Raw genomic sequence first — 23176 nt, 5'->3', positions numbered from 1 at the left:
CGGGGGCGCTGGCGCGGCGGCAGGCTCGGGCGGGGGTGGGGTTCGTGGCGCCGAATCTGGCTGCGGTGGTGGTGTTTCTGCTGTTTCCGCTGGGGTTTTCGCTGTATTTGAGTTTTCACTCGTGGGATCTGTTCAGTCCGCCGCGGTTCGTGGGGTTGGCGAATTATCGGCGGTTGGTGTCGCAGGATCCGCTGTTCTATATCGCGTTGCGGAATACGGCGGTGTTCACGGTGCTGACGCTGGTGCCGACGGTGGCGATCAGTCTCGGGGTGGCGGCGCTGCTGAATCGGAAACTGGCCGGGGTGGGGATCTTTCGGACGCTGGCGTTCCTGCCGCTGGTGGCGTCGACGGTGGCGATGGCGGTGGTGTTCCGGTTCATGTTCGCCAGTGACGACGGGCTGGTGAACGTGTTGCTCGGGTGGGTGGGGCTTGGGCCGGTGCCGTGGCTTACCGATCCGCAGTGGGCGCTGGTGTCGTTGAGTCTGGTGACGGTGTGGAAGAGCGTGCCGTTCGCGACCGTGATTCTGCTGGCGGCCATGCAGGGGGTGCCCGAAAACCTTTACGAGGCAGCGCGTATCGACGGGGCGGGGGCGTGGCGGCGGTTCCGGTCCATCACGGTGCCGTTGATTCGGGGCGCGTTGTCGTTCGTGTTCGTGATCACCGTGATCAACACGGTGCAGGCGTTCGATCAGGCGTACGCGTTGACCGGCAGCAACGGGGGACCGGAGACGGGGACGTACGTGCTGGGGATCATGCTGTTCCAGAACGCTTTCCGGTTCTACGAGGTCGGGTATGCCTCGGCGCTGGCCTGGGTGGTGTTCGCGATCCTGCTGACGCTCACCCTGATTCAGCAGTGGCTGTCGCGGCGGGCGGAGGCGGAGCTGTGAAGACGCGTCGCCGGTTGCTGTCGGGACTGTTCGGCTATCTCGCGTTGATCGTGGTGGCCTGGTGTGCGCTGGTCCCGATCCTGTGGTCGGTGTCGGCGTCGCTGAAGGCCGACGGTGAACTCATGTCCGCAGCACCACTGCCCGCGCATCCGCAGTGGTCCAACTACCGGCAGGCCTTCGACCTGATCCCGCTGGGCCGGATGCTGGTGAACACGGTCGTCTACGCGGCCTGCGTGACAGCGGGTCAGGTGTTCTTCTGCTCGCTGGCCGGATACGCGTTCGCGCGCTTGCGTTTTCCCGGCCGCGAGGCACTGTTCGTCGGCTACCTGGCCACGCTGATGGTGCCGCTGACGGTCACGGTGATTCCCCAGTTCCTGCTGATGCGCGCCTTCGGCTGGATGGACACCCCCTGGGCGATGATCGTGCCCGGACTGTTCGGCAGCGCCTTCGGAACCTATCTGATGCGCCAGTTCTTCCTCACCCTCCCAATGGAACTGGAGGAGGCAGCGATCCTCGACGGCTGCACCACCTGGCAGATCTATTGGCGAATCCTGTTGCCGCACACCAGGCCCGCCATCATGGTGCTGGCCGTGCTCACCTGGATCACGGTGTGGAACGACTTCCTGTGGCCGCTGATCATGATTCAACGCAACGAGTACGCCACCGTGACCCTCGGCCTGGTGCGTTTGCAGGGCCAGTACGCCACGAACTGGCCGCTGCTGATGGCCGCCGCGACCTTGACCCTGGTGCCGCTGCTGCTCATCTACGCGTTCGCGCAGCGTGCCTTCGTGCGCGGCATCGCCATGTCGGGTCTGGGCGGTCGCTGACCCGAGATCCGGCCTCGGCGTGCACATCGGTCAGGCCTCGGGTGGAGTGGCCTCCGTGTAGCGCCTGGCGAGGGTGCGGAGATGGGCGACCAATTCCGGTGGCTGGTCCACGCGGAAGTCCATCATCAGCATGCTGAGGTAGATGGCGATGGTCTCGAGCCGGTCCGCGCCGGTGATCAGGACGCAGGAGTGCTCGTCGAGGGGTTCCACGACGCCGACGGTGGGGTTGATGCGGGCGATGACCGTCTCGGCGGATTCCAGGACGGTGACGCGGGCGTGGACTTCCCAACCGGTGGAGGCGATCTCGCGCAGCACGAACGCCACCAGGTCGTCGTCGGGCAGGGTGCGGGCGGCGAAATATCTTTGAGCGGAACGGATTCCATTCACCTTCGCGACCGGTAGTGCCCGCCACTCGTGTGTCCACAGCGTGTACGCCACCAGATACCACCGCCGCTGCCAGCTGATCAGCCGGTACGGCTCGAGTTCGCCGTCGTCGGTGTCGATCGTGGTGGTCGCCCGGATCGCGGTGGCCAGCGTGGCGAGGGTGTCGGCGGCGACCGGCACATCGGGTTCTCGCGACCCGGTGACCGCCGGGCCGATTTCGGTGACGGTGCGCAGTGCGCCGACCTTGCGCTGCAATCGTTTCGGCAGGATGCGATCCATTTTCGCCTGTGCCCGTTCGAGATTGGCGTGGATGTCGGCGATGCCGGTGGAGCCGTCGGCGGCGATGTTCATGGCGGCGGCGACCGCCACGGCTTCGTCGTCGTCGAGCAGCAGCGGCGGCATGGTGGCCCCCTGGCCGAGCCGGTAGCCGCCGATGGGCCCACGGTCCGCGTGCACCGGATAGCCGAGTTCGCGCAGCCGGGCGATGTCCTGGCGCAGTGTCCGATCGGTGACGGCGAGGCGTTCGGCCAGGTCACGGCCGGTATGGGAGCCGTTCTGGAGCATCGACAGCAGTCGCAGCAGCCGGGTTGTGGTGGAGGTCACAGCGAAGCCCGTCGGTCGGTCGAATGATTAGGAAGAAATCCAGCCTAATCAACTCATACCTTTGTCTCAACGGAAACGAAAAGCTCTGAAAGGCAAGACGATGACCAGCAGCCAGCAGACCCCCGCCGCCGCCCTCGCCCCCGTCTGGCGCGAGGTGCTCGCCTCATCCCACAAGGCCCTGATCGACGTGGTCTCCGGTGTCGCGGCTGATCAGTGGGACAACGCCACCCCCTGCTCGCAGTGGACGGTCACCCAGGTGGTGCAGCACGCCGCTGGTGACCAGCTGGCCTACGCCAAGTTCCTCGGCATCGGCGACGGCCCGTCCTACAACCCGTTCGAGCCGTCCGGCAACATTGAGGGCCGCGCCACCGAATTGGTCACCGCCGCAATCGAACCCACCGCCGCCGCCTGGGCCACCGTCGCCGACGACACCGAGGCCGTCCCCACCCCGCTCCCGTTCGGTGAACTGCCGACCCCCGTGGCTGGCGTGCTGTGCGCCCTCGACGCCGCGGTGCACGCCTGGGATATCGCCATCGGCACCGGCCAGCCGTCCCCGCTCACCGACGAGCTGGCCGGGCACCTGCTGACCGCCGCCGACGGCCTCATCGAACCGCTGCGCGACTACGGCGTCGTCGCCGCGATCGTGGAGGGCGCTCCTGCGAGCGACACTCCGGTGGTCGATGAGCTGCTCGCGTACCTGGGCCGCGATCCGCGGGCCTGAACCTGCTCGGGCGGCGCGGGGCTTTCACGAGTCCGCGCCACCGGCGCGCCCGGCACCGAGGTGCGGACCCGTGCTGGCCTGCCGGTAGACTCCTGCTCTCGTGAGTCTCACCCTCGGAATCGTCGGCCTGCCCAACGTCGGAAAGTCGACGCTCTTCAACGCGTTGACCCGCAATGACGTGCTGGCAGCGAACTACCCGTTCGCCACCATCGAGCCGAACACGGGTGTGGTGTCGCTGCCCGACCCGCGCCTGGCCAAGCTCGCCGAGATCTTCGGTTCGGAGCGCCAGCTGCCCGCCGTCGTCACCTTCGTCGACATTGCGGGAATCGTGAAGGGCGCCTCGGAGGGTGAGGGCCTGGGCAACAAGTTCCTCGCCAATATCCGTGAGGCCGATGCCATCTGCCAGGTGGTGCGCGTCTTCGCCGACAGCGATGTGGTGCACGTCGACGGCAAGGTCGACCCGCTGGCCGATATCGAGGTCATCGAGACCGAGCTGATCCTCGCCGACATGCAGACCTTGGAGAAGGCGGTCGTCCGCCTCGAGAAGGAAGCGCGCATCAAGAAGGACCGCAAGCCGGTCGCCGATGCCGCCAAAAAGGCGCAGGAGATCCTCGACAGCGGCCGCACCCTGTTCGCCGCGCAGAAGGAGCTCGATGTCGAGCTGCTCAAGGAACTCTCGCTGCTCACCATCAAGCCGTTCCTCTACGTCTTCAACGCCGACGAGGGCGTCCTCACCGACGACGCCAAGAAGGCCGAGCTGAAGGCCGCCGTGGCCCCCGCCGACGCCGTCTTCCTGGACGCCAAGATCGAATCCGAGCTCATCGAACTCGACGACGAGTCCGCCCTCGAACTGCTGGAATCCATCGGCCAGTCCGAGCCCGGGCTGCACGCCCTGGCTCGCGCCGGTTTCCACACCCTCGGCCTCCAGACCTACCTGACGGCAGGCCCCAAGGAATCCCGAGCCTGGACCATCCACCAGGGCGACACCGCCCCCAAGGCCGCGGGCGTCATCCACACCGACTTCGAACGCGGCTTCATCAAGGCCGAGATCGTCGCCTACAACGACCTCGTCGAGGCCGGTTCCATGGCCGCCGCCAAGGCCGCGGGCAAGGTCCGCATCGAAGGCAAGGACTACGTCATGGCCGACGGCGACGTGGTGGAGTTCCGCTTCAACGTCTGACGATTTCGTAAGTCCCGCAAGCTTTCCGAGCCCCGTCCGGTAGATCCGGGCGGGGCTCGCGCGCGCCGCAGGGGATTTCGGGTCCGCTTCCGATTACGGTGGCTCCGGTCAAGTTCATGCTGGTCGACTCGGAAAGAGGAACGGTTGGTGGTGAGCGGGTTGGGCGTGATTTCCGCGGCAGGTCATGCGCGGCGGATCAGGTTGTTGCGCAACGATATTCACGTCATTCTCGACGAGGTGATCGACTCCGGCGTGTATCACGACGGGCCGAGGACCGAGCGGCTGGCGGCGATCGCCGGGGAGCGGTGGGGTGGGTTCCCGATCCCGGTCAGCTCCGGGACGATGGCATTGACCGCGGCGTTTCGCGGGTTGGCGGGCGAGCCGGGTGACGAGGTCGTCGTCCCCGCGATGACGTTCCCGTCGACGCTGTTCGCGGCGATCGCCTGCGATCTGGTGCCGGTCGTCGTGGACATCGATCCGATGACCCGCAACCTCGATCCCACCGCGGTGGAGGCGGCGATCACGCCGCGGACCCGGGCGATCGTCGCCGTGCACCTGCACGGGCTGGCCGCGGACATGCATCGGCTCGGGAGTATCGCGCGTCGGCACGGACTCGCGGTGATCGAGGATTGCGCGCAGGCGGCGGGCGCGACCCAGAGCGGCCGGTTCGTCGGCACCTTCGGCGATTTCGGCTGTTTCTCGCTGTGGGTGGGGAAGAACCTCGGGGGACTGGGTGACGCCGGGCTCCTCATCGCCCGTGACCGGGATCGGGTGGCGATGCTGCGGCGCTGGGTCGACCTGGGCCGCGACGATGACCGCAATCGCCATGACCTGGTGGGCGATCTCGGCCGTATCGATGAGCTGGACGCGGCGGTCGTCGCCCACCAGCTCGAGCTGCTGCCGCAGTGGATCGAGCGCAGACGGGGGATCGCCGCGGGGTACTCGGCGGCGTTCACCGCGCTACCGCTCCGGCTCCCGTCCGACGAATTCGACCGTCCGCACACCTATTACAAGTACGCGATCCAGACGGCGAGCCCGCACCAGGCGAACGCTCTGATGGCGCATCTCGCCGACTCCGGTATCGCAGCAGAGCAGGTGTACCCGGTGCCCGTCGCGTCGCAACCCGCGTTCACGAGTCCCGTCACGGGCCGGACACCCGGCCATCGGCGCACTCCGGTCCCGGTGGCGGAACGATTCGCTCGCACCCACGTCTGCCTTCCGATCTACCCGGAGCTCACCGATTCCGAGGTCGAGCGGATCATCGACGCGGTCACCGGCTACTACCGGGGTGAAGGTGCGTCGAGCGGCAAGGTGCTGGCCACGGCCGGTCGCGTCGAGCACGGCTCCTAGGTTCGGCCGCGCTTCAGCATGCGGAGGTCGGCGCGTAGGTCCACGGGGTGCAGGTCTTCGATGCGGGCGATGTCGTTGGTCAGTACCTGGTAGAGGTGGTCGGGGTTGCGGGCGCCGATGGTGGCGAAGAGGCCGGTGGGTCCCGTTGTGGCGCAGACGTATTGGACTTCGCTGATCGCGCCGAGGGCGTGACCGGCGGGTTCGAGGCGGTGTAGCGGGACTCCGGCCCAGATCGCGGCGGAGGTGGTGAGGCCGATCTTGCGTTCGTCGACTTCGAGGTCGAAGCGCAGGACTCCGGAGTGGGTCAGGTCGGTGATGCGGGCCGCGATGCGGGCGGGAGTGAGGTTGGTGGCGCGAGCGAGGGTGCTGTAAGGGGCGCGAGGGTCGCGGGTGAGGAGGGCGATCAGGCGTTTGTCGTCTGTGGTCAGCTCGTCGGGGTGGCGAGTGGGCTTGTCGCCGCGGCGGTCGATGGCGAAGGTGGGGTCGGCCAGGGCGTCGAGGCGGGATCGGGCGGCGGCGTCGAGGGTCGCGGTGAGGTCCGGCCAGGGCGTGCGTAAGGGGAAGCGGCGCAGGACTTGTCGGGCATCCAGCGAGTCGACCAGTGAGATGGAGCGGATGCGGTCGGTGAGCATCAGGTCGTTGTCGGCGGTGGATTGCGGCTGGTACAGGCAGACCACCTCGGCCGCGGTGATGCTCACCCAGCTCATATCCGGATGGCGGGCAAGGGTTTCGGCGAGTTTGGTGCCCGCTGAGGACGGGGTGATGCGCAGGATCCATTCGGGCTGCCCGAGAGTCCGGTGGTCGAGTGTCGCGGTGCAGCGCAGCACGCTGTCGCGGATCAGCGATTGGTAGCGGCGGGCCGCGGTCTGCTCGGAGACGCCGATGACGGCCGCCATGGTGGCGTAGGAGGCCCGCACGTCCTGGCAGAGCACCTGGATGATCTGCAATCGATCGGTCATCGGATTGGAGGACATCTCGGAAATCTACCCTGCGGATGGATGTTCCGATCGATTTCAGGCTCACGCGGCGGTCACCGCGGGGACGGGATCCGAAAGAATGATCTTCGGGCGATCAACCCGTCTACCTGCAGAAAGAGGACCTCCACCATGCAGAAATGGAAGCCGCTGCTCGCTGTCAGCCTCGGCACCCTGATGCTATTGATAGACATCACCATCGTGATCGTCGCGCTACCCGACATCCAGCGGAACCTGAACGCCGGATTCGATGCGCTGCAATGGGTTCTGGACGCCTACGCGCTCGCGCTGGCGGCACTGGTGATCGGGGCGGGCACCCTCGCGGATCGTTTCGGACACCAGCGCGTCTACCTCATCGGAACCGTATTGTTCGCGGCCGCATCGCTTTTCGCAGGCCTTGCGCCGAATATCGACGTGCTGATCACGGCGCGGGCGGTGCAGGGTGTGGCGGCGGCCGCGATGTTCGCGACCACGGTCAGCCTGCTGCACATCACCTATTCCGGCCGTGACCGAGGGACGGCGTTCGCGGTGTGGGGTGCGGTGGCCGGCGCCTCGGCCGGGCTCGGCATGGTCGCGGGCGGCATGCTGACCCAGTGGCTGAGCTGGCGCTGGATCTTCTTCGTCAATATCCCGGTATCGGTGGTGACGGTGGCGCTGTCGCTGACGGCCTTCGTCAACACGCGTCGTGACGGCGTTCGCCTCGATGTCCTGGGTGTGGTTGCGGCCTGCGGGGCCGCCGCGTCCTTGACCTTCGCCATCATTCGCGGGGGTGAGAGTGGCTGGACCGACGCGATCACCCTGGTGTCCTTCGCCGCGTCCGCGGTGTTCCTGACACTGTTCCTGGTGACGGAAACTGTTGTCGCCCAGCCGATGCTGCCGCTGAGCCTGTTCAAGATACGTCCCTTCACCGGCAGCGTCGTCGGTGCGACCGGGCAGAGCTTCGCGGCTTTCGGGGTGACACCGCTGATTTCGATCTGGGCGCAGAACATCCTGGGTCTCGACGCGCTGCAAACCGGCCTGGCGATGCTGCCGATGGCGGCGGTGTCGTTCGTCGTCACGGGCTCCATGGGCAAGCATCTCGACCGGCTGCACCCGGCGTTGACCATCGGCGCGAGCCTGGTCGGTGTCGGTGTGGGCGCACTGCTACTGCTGCTGATCGGGCCCGGATCCGGTTGGACGGCAATACTTCCCGCGATGCTCGTGATCGGCGTCGGGGTCGGCGTGGCCTCGCCCCCGCTGGCGGCGGTCGCGCTCGCGTCGGTGCGGCCCGAACAGGCGGGTGTCGCGTCGGGCACCGTGAACATGGGACGCGAATTCGGTTACGCCCTGGGCATTGCCGTGCTCGGCTCGGTGTTCGCGACCACCGCGGGCAGCTCGCACCCGCGCGAGGTCGGTGACCACCTGCGCGGTCTCGATGCCGCCTGGATCACCGCGGGCACCGTCGGCATCGTCGTCGGCCTCGTCACCATCGCCATCCTGTGGACGGGGCACGCCCCCGCCGACCCGGATGACACTGTCGATCGGGCCGAAGAGGGCGCTGTGGCAACGGTTTCGACGTAGTTCGGCTCAGAGGCCGGAGCTGCCGGGGAGCAGGTTCACGCTGCCGAGGTCGAGGCTGCCGCCGCCACCGCAGCCGGGCTGCTTGGGCTGCTGTGCGGGCGTGGATCCGGCGGAGGCGGCCGTCACGGTCACCGTGGTGGTGGCCGTGCGGCCGTTCTGGGCCGCGGTGAGGGTGTGGGTTCCGGCGGTCGGGACCCAGTAGACGAAGCTGAAGTTGCGGATACCCGTGTGGCCGACTGTCGGGGGTTCGGGTGCGCTCGCGATGCACTGACCGTTGTCGTAGAAGGTCACGGTCCCGCTGGTGATCAGGTTGATATCGGCGTCCGCGGTGACCCGGTACAGCTGGCCCGCGACGGGAGCCGAGTCCGGGGTGCCGTAGCCCGCGGGATCCTCGACATCGACGGGACCCACGGTCGCGAACGCGGGGGGTGCGGATAGTGCGGTGATGGCGGCGGCCACGGCGAAAGTGGTTGCGCTCCAGCCGATGCGGCGAAGTGAGGGGGTTCGATCGGGCATGCGTGGAACTCCTGTTCGGACCCCTTCGTCCGGGGTCGACAGACCCTAGCTTTCCTCAGTTGTGAAATGGATTTACTTCGGAAAACCGGTGTGCCCCGACTTCCTTGGGCGAGACATCCGGGGTCACACCGTGGTCGCTTCGTCGGCGTGATTGCCGACTGCCTTGCGGGGCAGGGCAAAACACAGCACCGCGCACAGGGCGTACGCCCCGACTGCCCAGGGAGCCGCGTGGACCAGGGCGGTGGTGAGGCCTCGGTCGGCGTGCGAGAAGAAGACGTTGCCGATCACAGCCACCCCGAGGGCTCCACCGAATTGCTGTGCGGTGGAGAGGATTCCGGACGCACCTCCGGCCAGCTCGGCGGGCACGGCGCTGAGGATGGTGTTGACCAGGGGGATGATCAGGAAGATCAGGCCGACACCCGCCACCAGCAGACCGGGAACCAACGGCCATGCGCCGGTGTGGAATTGGTCCGATGCCTGGATCGCGTGACGGACCCACAGCAACCCGCCGCCCATGATGAGCGCGCCGAGGATCATGACGTTGCGCCCGATCTTCTCGACCAGCGGGTCGACCGCGGGCGCCGCGACGATGGATCCGGTGCTGAAGGCGACCATGAGCAGTCCGGCCTGGGTGGGGGTATAGCCCTGACCGGATTGCAGCCAGATGGTGAAGGCCAGCATGAAGCCGGACATGCCGCCGTAGAACAGCAATTGGATGAGCAGCCCGGCACTGAAGGCGGGCTTGGTGAACAGGCTCGCGGGCAGCAGTGGGTGTTCGATCCTGCGTAGGCGCTCGGTGAAGGTGAGGGCGGCGACGGCCAGGACTCCGGCGGCCAGGCACAGCCATCCCCACAGTGGCCAGCCGTTGGAACGCCCCTGGACCAGCGGCAGCACGATCGCGACCAGTCCGGCGGCCAGGATCAGGTTGCCGAGCAGGTCGATGCGTCCGGTGAAGGCGTTGTCGCGGGAGCTGGGGATCCACAGCGCGCCCAGGATCAGCACCAGCGCGGCGAGCGGCAGGTTGATGATGAAGATGGTGCGCCAGCCCCAGCCGAAGAGGTTCCAGTCGGTGAGCACGCCGCCGAGCAGCACGCCCACGGCCGTGGACAATCCGGCGATAGCGCCGTAGAGGGCGAAGGCCTTGCCGCGTTCGTGCTCGTCGAACATGGTGCGGAAGGAGGCGAGCACCTGCGGCATCAGGATGGCCGCGGCGACGCCCTGGATCCCGCGCGAGACGACGAGCATGGTCGCGTCCTGGGCGAGGGCGCTGGCGAGGCTGGCCGCCGCGAAGGCGATGACGCCGGTCATGAACAGTGTCTTGCGTCCGTAGCGGTCGCCGAGGTGCCCGGCGATGATCAGTGTCGCGGCGAAGCCCAGCATGTACGCCGACACGGTCCACTGCAGCTCGGCCGGTGTGGCGTGCAGGTTCGTGCCGATCGAGGGCAGGGCGGTGTTCACGATCGAGCCGTCGATCATGTCCAGCAGCGCGGCCAGGATCATCACGAAGGCCGCGGCCCAGCGGCGGGGGTAGGGGGTGGCCTGGTCGAGGTCGCCGGATGCGGTATCGGTGGCGTCGGTTGTACTGAACGACATGACCCGTCACTCCTTCCAAATATCTCAGATATCAAGTACCTTGAATATCAAGCTAATTGTCAGCATGAAGGGTAGTATCTTGAATGTCAAGTGAAATGGGGTCCATCGAGGAGCGACTGGGCGCGGCCGTCCAGCACTACCAGTCCACGGTCGACGATTTCGATCGCGAACTGGCCCGCCTGCTCGGCGTCAACGAGACCGACCTGCGCTGCCTGGAGATCCTGCTGACCGGTGACGGGGTGGCCCCCGGCGAACTCGGCGACCGGCTCGGCCTGACCACCGGCAGCGTCACCGCGATGCTCGACCGCCTGGAGAAGCTCCAATTCCTCACCCGCGCACCGCATCCCACCGATCGCCGCAAGGTGGTCGTGCACATCACCCCCGACGCCACCGTGCGCGCCTACGGGCTGATGACCCCCTTCCTCGACGAAGCCGGGCGCCGCGTCCTCGATCGCTACACGCCCGAGCAGCTCGAGTTGATCGTCGATTTCCTCACCTTCAATCGCGATATTCAGGACCAGCACGTCCAGCGCCTGCGCGAGCTCCCCACCCCCACCTCCCGTCGTGCGAAGTCGGCCCGCGGCGCTGCGAAACAACTCGAAAATCAAGCAGACTGACAATCCCGCGAGATCGGAGCGAATCATGAAGGCTGTCCGGTTCAGTCGGTTCGGTGGCCCGGAGGTGCTCGAGATCGTGGAGCTGCCCGAGCCGCATCCGGGACCCGGTGAGGTGCGGATCGCGGTGCGGGCGGCCGGGGTCAATGCGAGCGATTGGAAGAAGCGGGAGGGGCTGATGGACCCGGAGCTGCCGCAGACCCTCGGCTACGAGGCGGCGGGCATCGTGGACGAGGTGGGGGCGGGGGTGACGGATGTGGTTGTGGGAGAACGGATTTTCGGGGTCGGCGGAGCCGGGGCGGCGCAGGCCGAATCAGCCGTGCTCAGCCACTACGCGCCGATTCCGGCGGAACTCGACTTCGCCGAGGCGGCCGCGCTGCCCGCCGCCCTCGAGACGGCCGCGCGCGGGCTCGATCAGCTCGGGCTCGCCGCGGGCGGCACGGTGCTGATCAACGGGGCCTCCGGCAGCGTCGGCGGTGCCGCCGTGCAGCTCGCGCGGGCGCGTGGCCTGCGGGTGATCGGCACCGCGAGCCCGGCGAATCACGACTATCTGCGCACCCTGGGGGCCGAACCGGTCGCCTACGGGGACGGGCTGATCGAGCGGGTGCTCGCGGTCGCGCCCGGCGGTGTCGACGGCGCGCTCGATGTGGCGGGCAGCGGCGTGCTGCCGGAACTCATCGAACTCGCCGGTGGCGCAGCGCAGGTGGTGACGCTCGCCGACTTCGCCGGTGCGCAGGAGCACGGAGTGCGTTTCAGCCGCGGGGATTCCGGCCGTGCGACCTATGTGCTCGGCGAGATCGGCGATTTGATCGCGTCCGGGAAGTTCGTCCTCCCGGAGGTCCGGACCTTTCCGCTCGCCGAGGTCGCCGAGGCGCACCGGGCCAGCGAGCACGGCCGGGTGCGCGGCAAGCTCGTGCTGGTCGTCGAGCCCGCCGCGGGCTGAACCGGGTTACCAGTACTGGTGCTGGGTGCCGTCCACACCGGTGAGGAAGATGACCGCCTCGGTCCCGTCCAGATCCCCGGGATTGAGCGGGATATGCCCGGGGACAATCGGTTTCGCAGTACCCGTCGATGCAGGCAGGGCGGATCGGACGGCGGCGGCCGGGAACAGCGCGCGCTGATCGGTCGCCTCGGCCAGGGCGTGCTGGAGGGTCCCCGGTGTGCAGTCGAGGGTCGCGTCGGTCGCCACGAACAGGTAGCGCTCGGCGAGGGCGAGACCGACGAGCGCCCCGGCATTCGCCCAGCTCGCTTCGTCGGATCCGTGCCGCAGATGCGAGTTGTGCGCGAAGACCAGGCCGGGTCCGCGCTCCTGCTCACGGGCCGTGATCGCGGACAGGTTGTCGGCCATCATCTCGGCACGCAGGCTGAGCAGCAACGAGATTCGATCGGGACCGGGTTCGGCCATGGCCGCGTGATAGCGCAGCAGGGCCAGCGCGGTGCGCGCGTGGGCGAGGGCGGTGTCGTAGCCGTCCGGGTCGGCGGGACGCAGGACGGGTGCGGCACGCCGCACGGCACTGACCAGATCGTCGGCCGTAATACGCAGGGCGCGAGCGGATTCGGAGCCTCCGATGGACGCGGCCGGATCGTACATGGCCGCCGGGTTGGTCCAGTCGGCGTCCGGGCCGAGCAGGTCGTCGATATCGTGCGCCGAAGCGGGCCGGAATCCGGCGGGCAGATAGTCGATGACCCGGGCGAGCGCCGCACGCGGGCTCGGCGCGCCCGCGTACTCCACCGGACCGTCGAATCCGTAGAAGCGCACGCGATCTCGCGGCGCTCGGCCGTCGTTGTAGGCGCGCAGCCACTCGACGAGTTCGCGATTGCCGGGCGCCGACCCGAAACCGTGACTGAACCCGGTCGCGAGGACGGTGTCGAGTTCCGCTGTGCCCCCGGCGATGTAGTCGTCGACGATGGACGCGGCGAAGAAGTCCGTCTCCAGAATGACGGACCGATACCCGTTTTCGACGAGATGGCCGAGAATTTCGTTGCGCAGCAATGGAAATGCCTCGATCCCGTGGGTGGGCTCGCCGAGCCCGAGCAGGATCGGCGCCGCGGTGCGGGTACCGAGCAGTGTGCCGAAGGCATCGCCGAGGCTCGCTGAATCCGCGATCTGCAGGCCGACCTCGCGCAGCGTGGTGGTTGTGGACATGAGTACCCCTTCCCGAATGGCTCTGCCTTCGACAGTATCGTTGAACAATCATGTGAATCTTTCGCGGAGAAGTCAGGGAAAACCCTGGCTGAACCCTCAAAGGGAGGTAGCACTTGCGTCCCATCGACCTCGCCCGCGAGCACGGTTTGTCCGCGCAGGCGATCCGCAACTACGACGAGGCGGGCATCCTCCCGCCGGCCGATCGCAGCGACTCGGGCTATCGGCAGTACACCGCCGTGCACGCCCAGGCCGTGCGCGCGTTCCTCGCCCTGCGCGCCGGTCACGGACATCAGCAGGCGGCGGAGATCATGCGTGCCGTCAATACCGGCGACACCGATCTCGCGTACCGGCTCATCGACGCCACCCATGTCGCGCTGCTCACCGAACGCGGCACCCGCGCCGAGGTGGCGACCGCACTGAACAGCCTGTCCACCACCGATCCGGCGCCGATTCCCGGTCGCCCCTTGACGATCGGTGAACTGGCCCGCCGCCTAGGCGTGCACCCGGCGACCCTGCGCACCTGGGAGACCCACGGCATCCTGCGGCCGCGGCGTGGACGTGGCACCGGCTATCGCGAGTACGACCCGGCCGGCGTGCGTGATGCCGAGATCGCCGCCCAGCTGCGCCGCGGCGGCTACCCGCTGCACCGGGCCGCCCAATTCCTCGAGGTGCTCCGGGAGGCGGGCGGTGCGACCGCGTTGACCGCCTTCCTCGATGCCTGGCAGCAGCGCCTCACCGCCCGCAGCCGCCACCTGGTGTCCGGCGCGGCCCAGCTCGACGCCTACCTCACCCTGCTCGATCGCCCCTGAGCGATCTCCCCTGATCGGGTCGAAAGGACCATGTCAGGGCATGCGTCAGGTGCGTGTCAGGTCCGTATCAGCCGCTCCCGCGACGGTATTGGCATGAACAACGCAGCGATCGCAGCCTCGGGGCTGCGGAAGGCATACGGGGACAAGACGATCCTCGACGGAATCGACCTGGAGGTCGAGGCGGGCACCATCTTCTCGCTGCTCGGCCCGAACGGGGCGGGCAAGACGACCACGGTGAACCTGCTGACCACACTGTTGAACGCCGACGGTGGCACGGCCCGGGTGGCCGGACACGATGTCGCGACCGAACAGCGGGCGGTGCGGGCCTCGATCGGGGTGACCGGTCAGTTCGCGGCGGTCGACGATCTGCTGACCGGCGTGGAGAACCTGCAGCTGATGGCGGATCTGCACCACCTGCGCGGTGCGGAACGCAAGCGGGTGGTCACCGGCCTGCTGGAGCGCTTCGAGCTGACCGCGTCGGCGGGCAGCCTGGCCTCGACCTACTCCGGCGGCATGCGCCGCAAGCTGGATCTGGCGATGACCCTGGTCACCAAGCCGCAGATCGTCTTCCTGGACGAGCCGACCACCGGCCTGGATCCGCGCAGCCGCCGCACCATGTGGGAGATCGTGCGGGAGTTGACCTCCGACGGCGTCACCATCTTCCTCACCACGCAGTACCTGGAGGAGGCCGACCAGTTGGCCGACCGCATCGCGGTACTCGACCAGGGCCGCATCGTCGCCGAGGGCACCTCCGCCGAACTCAAGCGGCGCCTGCCCGGCAGTCACATCCTGCTGCGCTTCACCGACAGCACGGATCTGGAAGCGGCACAGCGGATTCTGGCCGGCTCCACCCGCGACGACGAGGCACTGACCCTGCAGGTCCCCGGCAGTGGCGGCAGCAAGTTCCTGCGCGGACTGCTCGACCGGCTCGCCGAACACTCGATCGAGGCCGACGAGGTCTCCATCCACACCCCTGATCTCGATGACGTTTTCCTCGCCCTGACCGGGCACGCCACCACGGAGGCCGAAGCACAATGAGCACCCTGACCGCACCCGCCACCCTGTCCGCCTCGCTGGCCGATTCGTCGATCATGTTGCGGCGCAACTTCAAACACATCGCCCGCACCCCGGTCGCGATCTTCAACGCGGCGCTGATGCCCGTGGTGATGATGCTGATCTTCGTGTACGTCTTCGGCAATGCCTTCAATGTCGGCGAGCACTACATCAACTACGCGACACCGGGCATGATCCTGCTGGCCGTCAGCTACGGGCTCTCCGGCACCGCGGTATCGGTGAGTTCCGATATGGCCAAGGGCATCATCAACCGCTTCAAGGTCATGGACGTTTCTCGCGGCGCGGTGCTCACCGGGCACGTGATCGCCACCATCGTGACCAATGTGATCGCCATCGCGGCCGTCATCGGAGTGGCCTTCGCACTGGGTTTCCGGCCCGCGGCCTCCGCGCTGGACTGGCTGGGCGCGATCGGCATCATGCTGGCCACGTCGTTCGGCGCCGCCTGGCTGACCGTCGCACTGGGTATGGCCGCCAAGACGCCGGAGTCGGCGGGCATGTCGGTGGTGCCGCTGATCATGCTGCCCTTCGTGAGCAGCGCGATCGTCCCCGCCGCCCAAATGGGCCAGGGCATCCGGCAATTCGCGCAGTACCAGCCCTTCACGCCGATCATCGAGTCGCTGCGCGGCTTCCTGAACGGGCACCCCTCGGGCGGGGACACCGCGGCCGCGCTGGCCTGGTGCGCCGGGTTCGCCATCGCCGGATACCTGTGGTCGCGTTCGACTTTCAACAAGCGAGCGTGATCGCCACCAGTTCCTGCCAGTTGTCAGCCCCCATCGCCTCGGTGACCTTCGTGTCACCGAGGCGATTTCGTGCGTCCCGCTCGATGCGCGCGGCGTCGGGCTGGGAGCGATCGGTCTGCCCGCGGACCGCGCTGCTGGCCGCGAGGAGACCGAGGGCGCGCTCGTAGTGCCCGTCCCGCAGCGCCAGATCCGCGATTCCGATCAGCGCCAGCGCGATGAGCGGAGCGTGCCCCGCCGCGGTGGCGGCGCGGTAGGCGGCGGCGTGATGGGTGCGGGCGGCGGCGAGATCATCGGTGAGGTAACCGAGCTGATCGCTCACCAGCGCACTGATATTCGGCTGTTCGGCCTCCTCGCCCAGCAGGCCGGTCGCGATCTCGATCTGCCGGTAGGCCTCGACGTTGTCCCCGTTCCACCGGGCCAGATCGGCCTTGGCCAGCGCCACCTCGGCCAGCGCGTTGGGCCAGGCGGATTGGTCCGCGCTGCGCTGCGCCTCGGCCATCGCCGTGGTGCTCGCCTCGAAATCGCCCAGCAGCCAATACAACTGGGCCTGTCGAGACCGGATCCGCACCGCGTCCTCGAGCGCCCCGACCTCGGTGACGACCACGATCGCCTCGTCGAGAAGCGCACAGGCGCGGGCGAATTCGCCGTGCATGGCGATCTGCCCCGCCAGCTCGCTGAGCGCGAACGAGATGCCCCAGCGTTCACCGACGGCCCGGAATTCGGCGAGCGCGGTCTCCAGATGGGCGTCCGCCTCCGCGACTTCGAAGCCGAGCACGATCCGCAGCTTGCCCAGTTGCAGCCGGGCCAGTGCCCGCACCCACGGATCCTCGTCGGCGAGTAGCGCTTCGAAGGCGGGCAGGTGTTCCTCCGGCCCCCGCAGCATGCGTTCCAGGGCGCTGACGAACGCGGTCGCCGGATGGACGGCGCGGCCGCCGTGCGCCGCCGCGTAGGCCTTCTGGATCCACTCCACCAGCTGGTACTGGTCGTTGCGGCCGGAGCTCAGGAAGTGCACAACCATCCCGTACACGGTGGCCCGGACCTCGCCGTCCACCTCGCCGGGCAGTTCGGCGGCCGCGACCACGAACTCCAGGCCCTCGGCCTTGCGCCCGCTGAGCCACCAGTACCAGCCACCGGCCGCCGCGAGCGGCATGGCCTCGGCGGCGTCGCCGGTCGCGAGCGCGCCGCGCATGGCGGCGGCGATATTGTCGTGCTCGGCATCGAGGGTGGCGAGCCACGTCAGCTGTTCGGCGCGGCGCAGGTGCGGTTCCGCGGTTTCGACGAGTCCGGTGAAGTAGGCGAGATGCGCGTGCCGCGCCGAATCCTCTTCTCCCGCTTCGACGAGCCGGTTGCGGGAGTACTGCTTGATGGTCTCGAGCATCCGGTAGCGGGGTCCGCCGTCCGCGGCGAACAGCAGCAGCGACTTCTCGGTCAGTGCCGTCAGCAGTTCGAGGACCTCCCACTGCTCGACGGTGTCGCCCACGCAAACCTGTTCGGCCGCTTCGAGACTCGCGCCACCGGCGAAGACCGAGAGCTTGCGCAGCACGGTGCGTTCGGCGTCGGTGAGCAGCTCCCAGCTCCAGTCGACCACCGCGCGCAGCGTCCGATGCTGCGGCAGTGCGGTGCGGCTGCCGCCGGTGAGCAGCCGGAAGCGGTCGTCGAGCCGGGTGGCGAGCTGTTCGAGGGACATGGTGCGCAGCCGTGCGGCGGCGAGTTCGATGGCCAGCGGGATGCCGTCCAGCGCCCGGCAGACCCGGGCCATGGTGGCCAGGGCGGGCGCGTCGACGGTGAGATCCTGACGCACCGCCGAGGCGCGATCGAGGAGAAGCTGTACGGCGGGCGAGGATTCGATCTCGCCGGGGTTCGCGGTGGCGGCGGGCAGGGTCAGCGGTTGCACCTGCCACAGCGCTTCGCCGGTGATGCCGAGTGGTTCCCGGCTGGTCGCGAGGATGCGCAGTCGACGGCATTCGCCGAGCAGCCGGTGCGCGAACGCGGCCGCGGATTCGATCACGTGCTCGCAGTTGTCGAGGATGAGCAGCGTCTCGCGGTCGCGGATGGCGGCGATGAGTCGTTCCATCGGTTCCGCGTTCGGGGCGCTGCCGAGCAGGGCGTCGCGCAATCCGAGCGCGGTCAGTGCCGGTTGCGCCAGATCGCCGTCGGCGTCGGCGGGCGCGAGTTCGACCAGCCAGGCCCCGTCCGGGAGATCGTCGAGCAGGGTGCGCGCGGTCTCGACGGCGAGCCGGGTCTTGCCGGAGCCACCGGGACCGGTCAACGTCGTGAGCCGGTGTGCCGCAATGAGTTCCCGCACCACCGCGATATCGGTCTGCTTGCCGACGAATCTGGTCAGCTCGGCCCGCAGGTTGGTGCGCCGGTCCTCCTCCCGCGCGCCGACCTCGCCGCGCAGCAGCGCGACATGCAGTGCGGCCAGTTCCGGGGAGGGGTCCACGCCCAGTTCGTCGGCGAGGTTCTCCCGGGTCCGCTGGTAGACGCCGAGCGCCTCGGTGCCCCGGCCCGCCGTGCCCAGCGCCCGCATGAGAGCGGCGGCCAGGCGTTCCCGCAGCGGATGCAGCGCCACGAGTTCGGTCAGCTCGGTGACCAATTCGGGTCCCTGACCGAGCCGCAGCTCGGCCTCGAAGCGGTCCTCCAGGGCGGCCAGGTGCAGTCCCTCGAAGCGGGTGACGACCGCGTCGAGGACCTCACTGTCCTGCACCGCGATGTCCTGCATGAGTGGACCGCGCCACAGCTCGAGGGCTTCGCGCAGCAGCTCTGCCTGCTGCGCGTCGCCGCTGGTGCGCGCCCGGTCGAGGAGCTGTTCGAAGCGGACGGCGTCGACATCGTCGGGCCGCACGGTGAGCTGATAGCCCCCGGACTGCACATCGATGGACCCGGGCGGCAGCACCCGGCGCAGTCGAGAGACCAGGGCCTGCAAGGCATTCGCGACATCGGCGGGCGGCTGCTCGCCCCAGATCCAGTCCACCAGTTTGGCTTTCGACACCGCCCGGCCGGGCTCCAGGGCCAGCGCGATCAGCAGGGTCCGCAGCCTGACGCCGGGCACCTCGATCGATTCACCGTCGTCTGCCCGGATATCGAGCGGTCCAAGCATCGCGATCTGCACCCGCCCATTCTGCCGTGCACTCCCGGGCGGCGGGGCGTGGCCCGGTTTGCGAGGTTCACCCGGCTCGATCTGCCGCAGTCGCATGCCTCTGAACAGGGCGAATGTCGCATCAGCCGGGCTGTCAGCGCGACGTCAGGTCGGTATCAGGCGGACTCGCGACAGTAGTCACATGAACGAGCCCCGGCCGAATGAATTGGCCGGAAGCGACATTCACACCCCAACCGAAGTCACGCAGTCGAGGAGTTCCATCATGTCCGTCTTCCAGACCCCCGCGCCCATCACCGTCAACGCCGATGCCCTGAGCGGCAATGTCACCGTCATCGCCTCCGACCGCACCGACACCGTGGTCGCCGTCCGCCCCGCCGACCCGGCCAAGAAGGCCGATGTCCGCGCCGCCGAACAGACCCGCGTCGAATTCGCCGACGGCACCCTGACCGTGAAGACCCCCAAGAGCTGGCGCACCCACACCCCGTTCGGCGGCAACCCCACCATCGAGGTGACCATCGAGGTGCCGACCGGCTCCCGAGTCGCCGCGGTCACCGGGGTCGGCACCATCACCGGCAATGGTGAACTGGGCGAATGCAATATGGAGGTGGCCATGGGCGACATCGTCGTCTCGCAGCCGCAGGGCTCGGTGACCGCCAAGACCTCGAAGGGCGCCATCCGCATCGGCGAAGCGGTACGCGGTGTCATGCGGCTGGAGACCTCGATGGGCGACCTGGAGATCGGCATCCGTCCCGGCAGCGCGGCGCGGGTGGAGACCAGCACCCAGACCGGCAACGTGTCCAACCGGCTGGCCCCGGTCGCGGAGGACGGCGACACCGTGCACGTGATCGCCCGAACCTCGATGGGCAACATCATCGTTCAGCACACCGCCGCGGCGTGACTGCCGGGGATGGACGCCGGGTGTGGTCCTCGATCGCAGCCCGGCGTCGTCATCCACGGCCGCCGAGTCGGAGTCTCTCGGCCGAATCAGCTCTGCTTGTCGACCTTGGGGGCCTGCCAGGTGTGTTGCAGCAGCGGCTCTTCGGGGCCGTAGGTGCGCAGCACCACGTAGAAGGGGCTCTCGGGGGCGGGCAGCCAGTTGCTTTCCTGTTCTGCGCCAGGGGATTTGGCGGAGGTGTGGATGGTGAGCGAGCCGTCGGGACCGGGTTTCATCCCGGGCGTGGCACTGCCGATCGAATAGCGGTTGATGGGGTTGGCCGCCAGGTGTCCAGTCCGGCGCGATTGTCGAAGATCTTCGCCGAGTCGATATCGCCCTCGGTCAGCTTCTGCAACTGCTGCTGCCCGTCGGTGACACCGGCGGCGAGCGCATCGCGGACCTTCGAATCCAGCTTGCTCTGGTCGAACGGCTGCCCGCGGGTGATGCCGAGGGTGGCGAGCTAGTCGGGCGCGGCCAACATCACCGTGACGCCGTTGTTGCCGTCCACCACCGAGCCGGGATTGTCGAGGACGAAACCCCACAGGTCGTCCCACTGGCTGGTGGAGTACCGATTCGGCTCGATCGCGGGCAGCGTCAGCACCCACGGCTCGGCCCGCAGATCCACCCACGCGTACGAGTACGGGGTGTCGTTGTTGGGCGTCACGATGTCCTTGTCGTCCGGCGTGGACTGCCCCAGATGCAGCCACTTGCCGAACGCGTGATCGCCGTCGATGGCCTGCCTTTACATGGTCCGGTAGTTCATCACCACCGGATACGCGAAAATGTAGGCGTCCTTCGCGGCTGCCCGCAGCGCATCCGACGCGGCCCCCGACGATGACGACGACCCGCTGGAGGAGCCGGAGTTACCGGAATTGCAGGCCGCCATGGACACTCCCAGCACAGCGGCCAGCAGCAAGGCGCCGCCGATGACCCAGCGCTTGGTTCGAACCACCGGAATCGCCGACCGCCGCCCCGCGGGCCGATGCGCGCGATAGCTGTCCGGGTGCCGATAAGAATGTTTGCCCACAGCTGTCACCTGTCCCGATTCGTTCGATGGAAAGTGCCGTGAACTGCTACGGCAGCCACGCTAACACCGAAAAATCAGATAGCTGGGAGTTTACTGAATCCTCACCGGTACCCACACCGGTCAGTGCCGACACGGGCGTGCCTTCGTCGACCGCGCCACGCCACGACCCGACTCCCGCCCGGCGCGCCGCTGTCGTTCGTGGTGGGCGGCGACGACCAGACTGTTGCGGAGGTCAGCACCACTGCCATCCGGCCGACCACAGTTCGCCATCCGACATCGAAGGAGTCGTCATGACCGACCTGCCCGCCGCCGAACTCGTTCTCGTCCCCGGTGGCACCCTGCTGACGGCCACCCCGGAGGAAGGCCGTGCGCTGGCAATGACCTTGGCCCGGCACACCATTCACAACATTCAGCCCGACCTCGACAAGCTGATGGAGGGTCGCCCGGTCTACTCTTCCGACCCCGACAGCCTGATCGCCGCGAGCCACGTGGTCGCCGTGGAGTTCCAGACCATCGCCGCCGCCAACGACTACTGGCGCGGCTGATCCTGCTCGTCCTCGCCGCTGGTTTCGATGCGAGGGTCGGCGAAGACCGTGATATCCGGCTCGGCCGCCGCGGTGAGGCGGGTGGCGGCCGAGTCGGTTACGCGTAGTGCGTACAGGCCCTGCTCGGGGTCGAGGGCTATCAGGCCGTATGCCGTGTCGACGTCGCTCGCCGGTAGTCCCAGGGTGCGCAACGCGACCTCGAGGGTCGCGTCGCGCGGGAGCCGAACGGTCAGCAGCGGCATACGGTCCACGCTACGCGCGGGGGGCGGCGCTCCGCAGCGCGGTGAGCAGGGCGGCGGAGTCGAGGACGCCGTAGCCGTAGTCGTTGTCGAAGCCGGGAGTTCCGGCGTCGGTCGCGGTGCTGCGCAACAGGGCTCGCAGCTGGGCGGGGGGCAGCGCGGTCGCCGACCACTGGGTGCGGATGGCCGCGACCACGCCCGCGGCGACCGGGGTGGCGGCGGAGGTGCCGGTGTCGGGTTCGGTGGCGCCGAAGGCCGTCGAGCCGAGAAAGTGTGTGTAGGAGCAGATGTCGGGTTTGCGGGCGCTCAAGCGGCCCGGTCCCTGCGAGGAGTAGCCGACGCGGGTGCCGGTGTCGTCGACGCCGCCGATGCTCAGCACGCTGGGATGCGAATTCGCGCCGCCGATCGGCTGATTGGTGTACGCGCAGCGCGCGTCCGGGCAGTCCCGGCCGCAGTTTCCGGCCGCGAAAATGATGTCGGCTCCGGCGGATTCGAGCGATCCGACGATCACATTGAACGGATGCGAAGGATTGTCGGAGTAGTTCCCCGGATTGCCGACCGGGAAGTCCCACTGCGGCGAGAACGCACCCCAGCTGTTGCTGATCACCAGTGCGCGTGAGGATTCCGGCTGTGCGGCCAGCACGGTGCGCAGCTGCGCGTACGCGGCCACGGCATCGGAGAGCAGCCCGTCCATCACGGTGCTGCCCTTGCGTGTGCTCTGCAACACCGGGATATCCAGCAGCGAGGCGTGCGGCGCGGCGATGAGCGTGTCGAACGCGCACATCGACCCGTGCGCCACCGGGAACTCACCGGCGGTCCCTGTCACCCCCGCCGGATTCCAGCTGCGCGCCTTGTCGATGTTCGGCGCGGTGCCGCGCACCTTCGCCACGAACGCGGCATTGATCCCGGTGTCGACGATGGCCAGTGCCACCCCCGAACCGTCGAGGCCCGCGGCCGCCAGCTGATCGACATGCAGCCGCGCCTCGATATCGTGCCAGGTCCCCACCGCCGGATCGCCACCGCAGGTGAGGCAGGTCTCGATCACCGGATCCGCGAATACCCCTGCGACAGTGGCGGATCGGTTCAACACCCGAATCCCCGCGGCGAGGTCGGCGTCCGGTATCTCGCCGCGCACCACCACCGTCGCGTCCTCGGGCGCCGCGGAATAGGCGGGCCGCTCGGATTCGGTGGCCACCGGCGCCACCCCCGGCACCAGCACCGGTGCGTACGAATCGTCGAGCACCAGCCCACTCGACTCGCCGAGCAATTCGGACGATCGGACCACAACCCCGGGATCTGCCACCGCCGCAACCAGTTCGGCCGCCGGGCGAAGCTGAATCAGAAGACGCATGC

Annotated in this window: 24 protein-coding genes; 13 read left to right on the top strand and 11 right to left on the bottom strand. The window is 68.3% G+C overall.

All coding sequences use genetic code 11. From position 1 onward, the window contains the following. Nucleotides 1–8: 8 nt before the first annotated feature. Both OG300_RS26030 and OG300_RS26025 read left to right on the top strand, forming a co-directional pair. The gene (locus OG300_RS26030) at nt 9–887 is read left to right on the top strand and encodes a carbohydrate ABC transporter permease (RefSeq protein WP_405498678.1); all 879 of its coding nucleotides are present in this window, start codon (nt 9–11) and stop codon (nt 885–887) included. Beyond that, a complete protein-coding gene (locus tag OG300_RS26025) occupies nt 884–1714 on the top strand; it encodes a carbohydrate ABC transporter permease (RefSeq protein WP_405485662.1) in 831 nt (276 codons plus the stop codon). The genes OG300_RS26030 and OG300_RS26025 overlap by 4 nt, the downstream gene beginning before the upstream one ends. Nucleotides 1715–1744: 30 nt before the next feature. On the opposite strand, the gene OG300_RS26020 is transcribed toward OG300_RS26025, so the two are convergent. Further along, nucleotides 1745–2701 (bottom strand): helix-turn-helix transcriptional regulator, encoded by a 957-nt coding sequence (locus OG300_RS26020; protein ID WP_405485661.1) that lies wholly within the window; start codon nt 2699–2701, stop codon nt 1745–1747. Nucleotides 2702–2801: 100 nt separating this feature from the next. On the opposite strand from OG300_RS26020, the gene OG300_RS26015 reads away from it, so the two are divergent. The 3 genes from OG300_RS26015 to OG300_RS26005 all read left to right on the top strand — a co-directional run bounded on the left by OG300_RS26015 (nt 2802) and on the right by OG300_RS26005 (nt 5952). Further along, nucleotides 2802–3422, top strand: a complete 621-nt coding sequence (locus OG300_RS26015; protein ID WP_405485660.1) for a TIGR03086 family metal-binding protein — start codon at nt 2802–2804, stop codon at nt 3420–3422. 100 nt (nt 3423–3522) lie between these two features. Continuing rightward, nucleotides 3523–4602 (top strand): redox-regulated ATPase YchF, encoded by a 1080-nt coding sequence (ychF, locus tag OG300_RS26010; protein ID WP_405485659.1) that lies wholly within the window; start codon nt 3523–3525, stop codon nt 4600–4602. Between the two features lie 204 nt (nt 4603–4806). Next, nucleotides 4807–5952 carry a DegT/DnrJ/EryC1/StrS family aminotransferase gene (locus OG300_RS26005; protein WP_405485658.1) on the top strand — a complete coding sequence of 382 codons (1146 nt, stop codon included), beginning with the start codon at nt 4807–4809 and terminating at the stop codon, nt 5950–5952. Here the strand turns inward: OG300_RS26005 and OG300_RS26000 are convergent. Then, complete coding sequence (locus OG300_RS26000; protein WP_405485657.1) at nt 5949–6926, bottom strand: Lrp/AsnC family transcriptional regulator; 978 nt, start codon at nt 6924–6926, stop codon at nt 5949–5951. The genes OG300_RS26005 and OG300_RS26000 overlap by 4 nt on opposite strands. 132 nt (nt 6927–7058) lie before the next feature. Here OG300_RS26000 and OG300_RS25995 point away from each other — a divergent pair, with 132 nt between their 5' ends. Then, on the top strand, nt 7059–8486 hold the full coding sequence (locus OG300_RS25995; protein WP_405485656.1) for an MFS transporter: 1428 nt from the start codon (nt 7059–7061) through the stop codon (nt 8484–8486). Between the two features lie 6 nt (nt 8487–8492). Here OG300_RS25995 and OG300_RS25990 read toward each other — a convergent pair whose 3' ends face one another. Next, nucleotides 8493–9002 carry a hypothetical protein gene (locus tag OG300_RS25990; protein WP_405485655.1) on the bottom strand — a complete coding sequence of 170 codons (510 nt, stop codon included), beginning with the start codon at nt 9000–9002 and terminating at the stop codon, nt 8493–8495. Between the two features lie 123 nt (nt 9003–9125). Beyond that, a complete protein-coding gene (locus OG300_RS25985) occupies nt 9126–10595 on the bottom strand; it encodes an MFS transporter (protein ID WP_405485654.1) in 1470 nt (489 codons plus the stop codon). Between the two features lie 95 nt (nt 10596–10690). Between OG300_RS25985 and OG300_RS25980 the strand changes: the two genes are divergently transcribed. Then, nucleotides 10691–11212, top strand: coding sequence for a MarR family winged helix-turn-helix transcriptional regulator (locus tag OG300_RS25980; RefSeq protein WP_405485653.1), 522 nt, complete (start codon nt 10691–10693; stop codon nt 11210–11212). Nucleotides 11213–11237: 25 nt separating this feature from the next. After that, entirely contained in the window at nt 11238–12152 is a 915-nt protein-coding gene (locus OG300_RS25975) for an NADP-dependent oxidoreductase (protein ID WP_405485652.1), read from the top strand. A gap of 6 nt (nt 12153–12158) precedes the next feature. On the opposite strand, the gene OG300_RS25970 is transcribed toward OG300_RS25975, so the two are convergent. Further along, nucleotides 12159–13355, bottom strand: coding sequence for an erythromycin esterase family protein (locus OG300_RS25970; RefSeq protein WP_405485651.1), 1197 nt, complete (start codon nt 13353–13355; stop codon nt 12159–12161). Between the two features lie 113 nt (nt 13356–13468). Between OG300_RS25970 and OG300_RS25965 the strand changes: the two genes are divergently transcribed. The 3 genes from OG300_RS25965 (at nt 13469) to OG300_RS25955 (ending at nt 15978) form a co-directional block, all read left to right on the top strand. Beyond that, nucleotides 13469–14164, top strand: a complete 696-nt coding sequence (locus OG300_RS25965) for a MerR family transcriptional regulator (RefSeq protein WP_405485650.1) — start codon at nt 13469–13471, stop codon at nt 14162–14164. A gap of 93 nt (nt 14165–14257) precedes the next feature. Continuing rightward, on the top strand, nt 14258–15202 hold the full coding sequence (locus tag OG300_RS25960; protein ID WP_405485649.1) for an ATP-binding cassette domain-containing protein: 945 nt from the start codon (nt 14258–14260) through the stop codon (nt 15200–15202). Beyond that, complete coding sequence (locus tag OG300_RS25955; protein WP_405485648.1) at nt 15199–15978, top strand: ABC transporter permease; 780 nt, start codon at nt 15199–15201, stop codon at nt 15976–15978. The genes OG300_RS25960 and OG300_RS25955 overlap by 4 nt, the downstream gene beginning before the upstream one ends. Here OG300_RS25955 and OG300_RS25950 read toward each other — a convergent pair. Continuing rightward, entirely contained in the window at nt 15962–19090 is a 3129-nt protein-coding gene (locus OG300_RS25950; RefSeq protein ID WP_405485647.1) for a BTAD domain-containing putative transcriptional regulator, read from the bottom strand. The two genes, OG300_RS25955 and OG300_RS25950, sit on opposite strands and share 17 nt — an antisense overlap. A gap of 250 nt (nt 19091–19340) precedes the next feature. Between OG300_RS25950 and OG300_RS25945 the strand changes: the two genes are divergently transcribed. After that, a complete protein-coding gene (locus OG300_RS25945; RefSeq protein WP_405485646.1) occupies nt 19341–19976 on the top strand; it encodes a hypothetical protein in 636 nt (211 codons plus the stop codon). Between the two features lie 86 nt (nt 19977–20062). Here the strand turns inward: OG300_RS25945 and OG300_RS25940 are convergent, their stop codons facing one another. The 3 genes from OG300_RS25940 to OG300_RS25930 form a co-directional block, all read right to left on the bottom strand. After that, nucleotides 20063–20554, bottom strand: coding sequence for a DUF1214 domain-containing protein (locus OG300_RS25940; RefSeq protein ID WP_405485645.1), 492 nt, complete (start codon nt 20552–20554; stop codon nt 20063–20065). Continuing rightward, on the bottom strand, nt 20473–20676 hold the full coding sequence (locus OG300_RS25935) for a DUF1254 domain-containing protein (RefSeq protein ID WP_405485644.1): 204 nt from the start codon (nt 20674–20676) through the stop codon (nt 20473–20475). Before OG300_RS25935 ends, OG300_RS25940 begins: the two co-directional genes overlap by 82 nt. 78 nt (nt 20677–20754) lie before the next feature. Continuing rightward, nucleotides 20755–21039, bottom strand: a complete 285-nt coding sequence (locus OG300_RS25930) for a hypothetical protein (protein ID WP_405485643.1) — start codon at nt 21037–21039, stop codon at nt 20755–20757. Nucleotides 21040–21329: 290 nt separating this feature from the next. Here OG300_RS25930 and OG300_RS25925 point away from each other — a divergent pair, with 290 nt between their 5' ends. Next, the gene (locus OG300_RS25925) at nt 21330–21584 is read left to right on the top strand and encodes a hexameric tyrosine-coordinated heme protein (RefSeq protein ID WP_405485642.1); all 255 of its coding nucleotides are present in this window, start codon (nt 21330–21332) and stop codon (nt 21582–21584) included. Here the strand turns inward: OG300_RS25925 and OG300_RS25920 are convergent. Then, nucleotides 21569–21826, bottom strand: a complete 258-nt coding sequence (locus tag OG300_RS25920; protein ID WP_405485641.1) for a hypothetical protein — start codon at nt 21824–21826, stop codon at nt 21569–21571. The genes OG300_RS25925 and OG300_RS25920 overlap by 16 nt on opposite strands. A gap of 10 nt (nt 21827–21836) precedes the next feature. Continuing rightward, nucleotides 21837–23174 carry a S8 family peptidase gene (locus tag OG300_RS25915; RefSeq protein WP_405485640.1) on the bottom strand — a complete coding sequence of 446 codons (1338 nt, stop codon included), beginning with the start codon at nt 23172–23174 and terminating at the stop codon, nt 21837–21839. Nucleotides 23175–23176 lie beyond the last annotated feature (2 nt).

The organism is Nocardia sp. NBC_00511 (assembly GCF_045161165.1).
GTDB lineage: Bacteria > Actinomycetota > Actinomycetes > Mycobacteriales > Mycobacteriaceae > Nocardia.
This window is presented reverse-complemented; position numbering and strand designations above follow the sequence as displayed.

Bases quoted from the DNA above. Each gene is read 5' to 3' on its own strand.
- OG300_RS25915 (WP_405485640.1), bottom strand. From the start codon at position 23,174: ATGCGTCTTCTGATTCAGCTTCGCCCGGCGGCCGAACTGGTTGCGGCG.
- OG300_RS25955 (WP_405485648.1), top strand. From the start codon at position 15,199: ATGAGCACCCTGACCGCACCCGCCACCCTGTCCGCCTCGCTGGCCGAT.
- OG300_RS25985 (WP_405485654.1), bottom strand. From the start codon at position 10,595: ATGTCGTTCAGTACAACCGACGCCACCGATACCGCATCCGGCGACCTC.
- OG300_RS25975 (WP_405485652.1), top strand. From the start codon at position 11,238: ATGAAGGCTGTCCGGTTCAGTCGGTTCGGTGGCCCGGAGGTGCTCGAG.
- OG300_RS25960 (WP_405485649.1), top strand. From the start codon at position 14,258: ATGAACAACGCAGCGATCGCAGCCTCGGGGCTGCGGAAGGCATACGGG.
- OG300_RS26000 (WP_405485657.1), bottom strand. From the start codon at position 6,926: ATGTCCTCCAATCCGATGACCGATCGATTGCAGATCATCCAGGTGCTC.
- OG300_RS26015 (WP_405485660.1), top strand. From the start codon at position 2,802: ATGACCAGCAGCCAGCAGACCCCCGCCGCCGCCCTCGCCCCCGTCTGG.
- OG300_RS25980 (WP_405485653.1), top strand. From the start codon at position 10,691: ATGGGGTCCATCGAGGAGCGACTGGGCGCGGCCGTCCAGCACTACCAG.
- OG300_RS25945 (WP_405485646.1), top strand. From the start codon at position 19,341: ATGTCCGTCTTCCAGACCCCCGCGCCCATCACCGTCAACGCCGATGCC.
- OG300_RS25925 (WP_405485642.1), top strand. From the start codon at position 21,330: ATGACCGACCTGCCCGCCGCCGAACTCGTTCTCGTCCCCGGTGGCACC.
- OG300_RS25995 (WP_405485656.1), top strand. From the start codon at position 7,059: ATGCAGAAATGGAAGCCGCTGCTCGCTGTCAGCCTCGGCACCCTGATG.
- OG300_RS25990 (WP_405485655.1), bottom strand. From the start codon at position 9,002: ATGCCCGATCGAACCCCCTCACTTCGCCGCATCGGCTGGAGCGCAACC.
- OG300_RS25920 (WP_405485641.1), bottom strand. From the start codon at position 21,826: ATGCCGCTGCTGACCGTTCGGCTCCCGCGCGACGCGACCCTCGAGGTC.
- OG300_RS25970 (WP_405485651.1), bottom strand. From the start codon at position 13,355: ATGTCCACAACCACCACGCTGCGCGAGGTCGGCCTGCAGATCGCGGAT.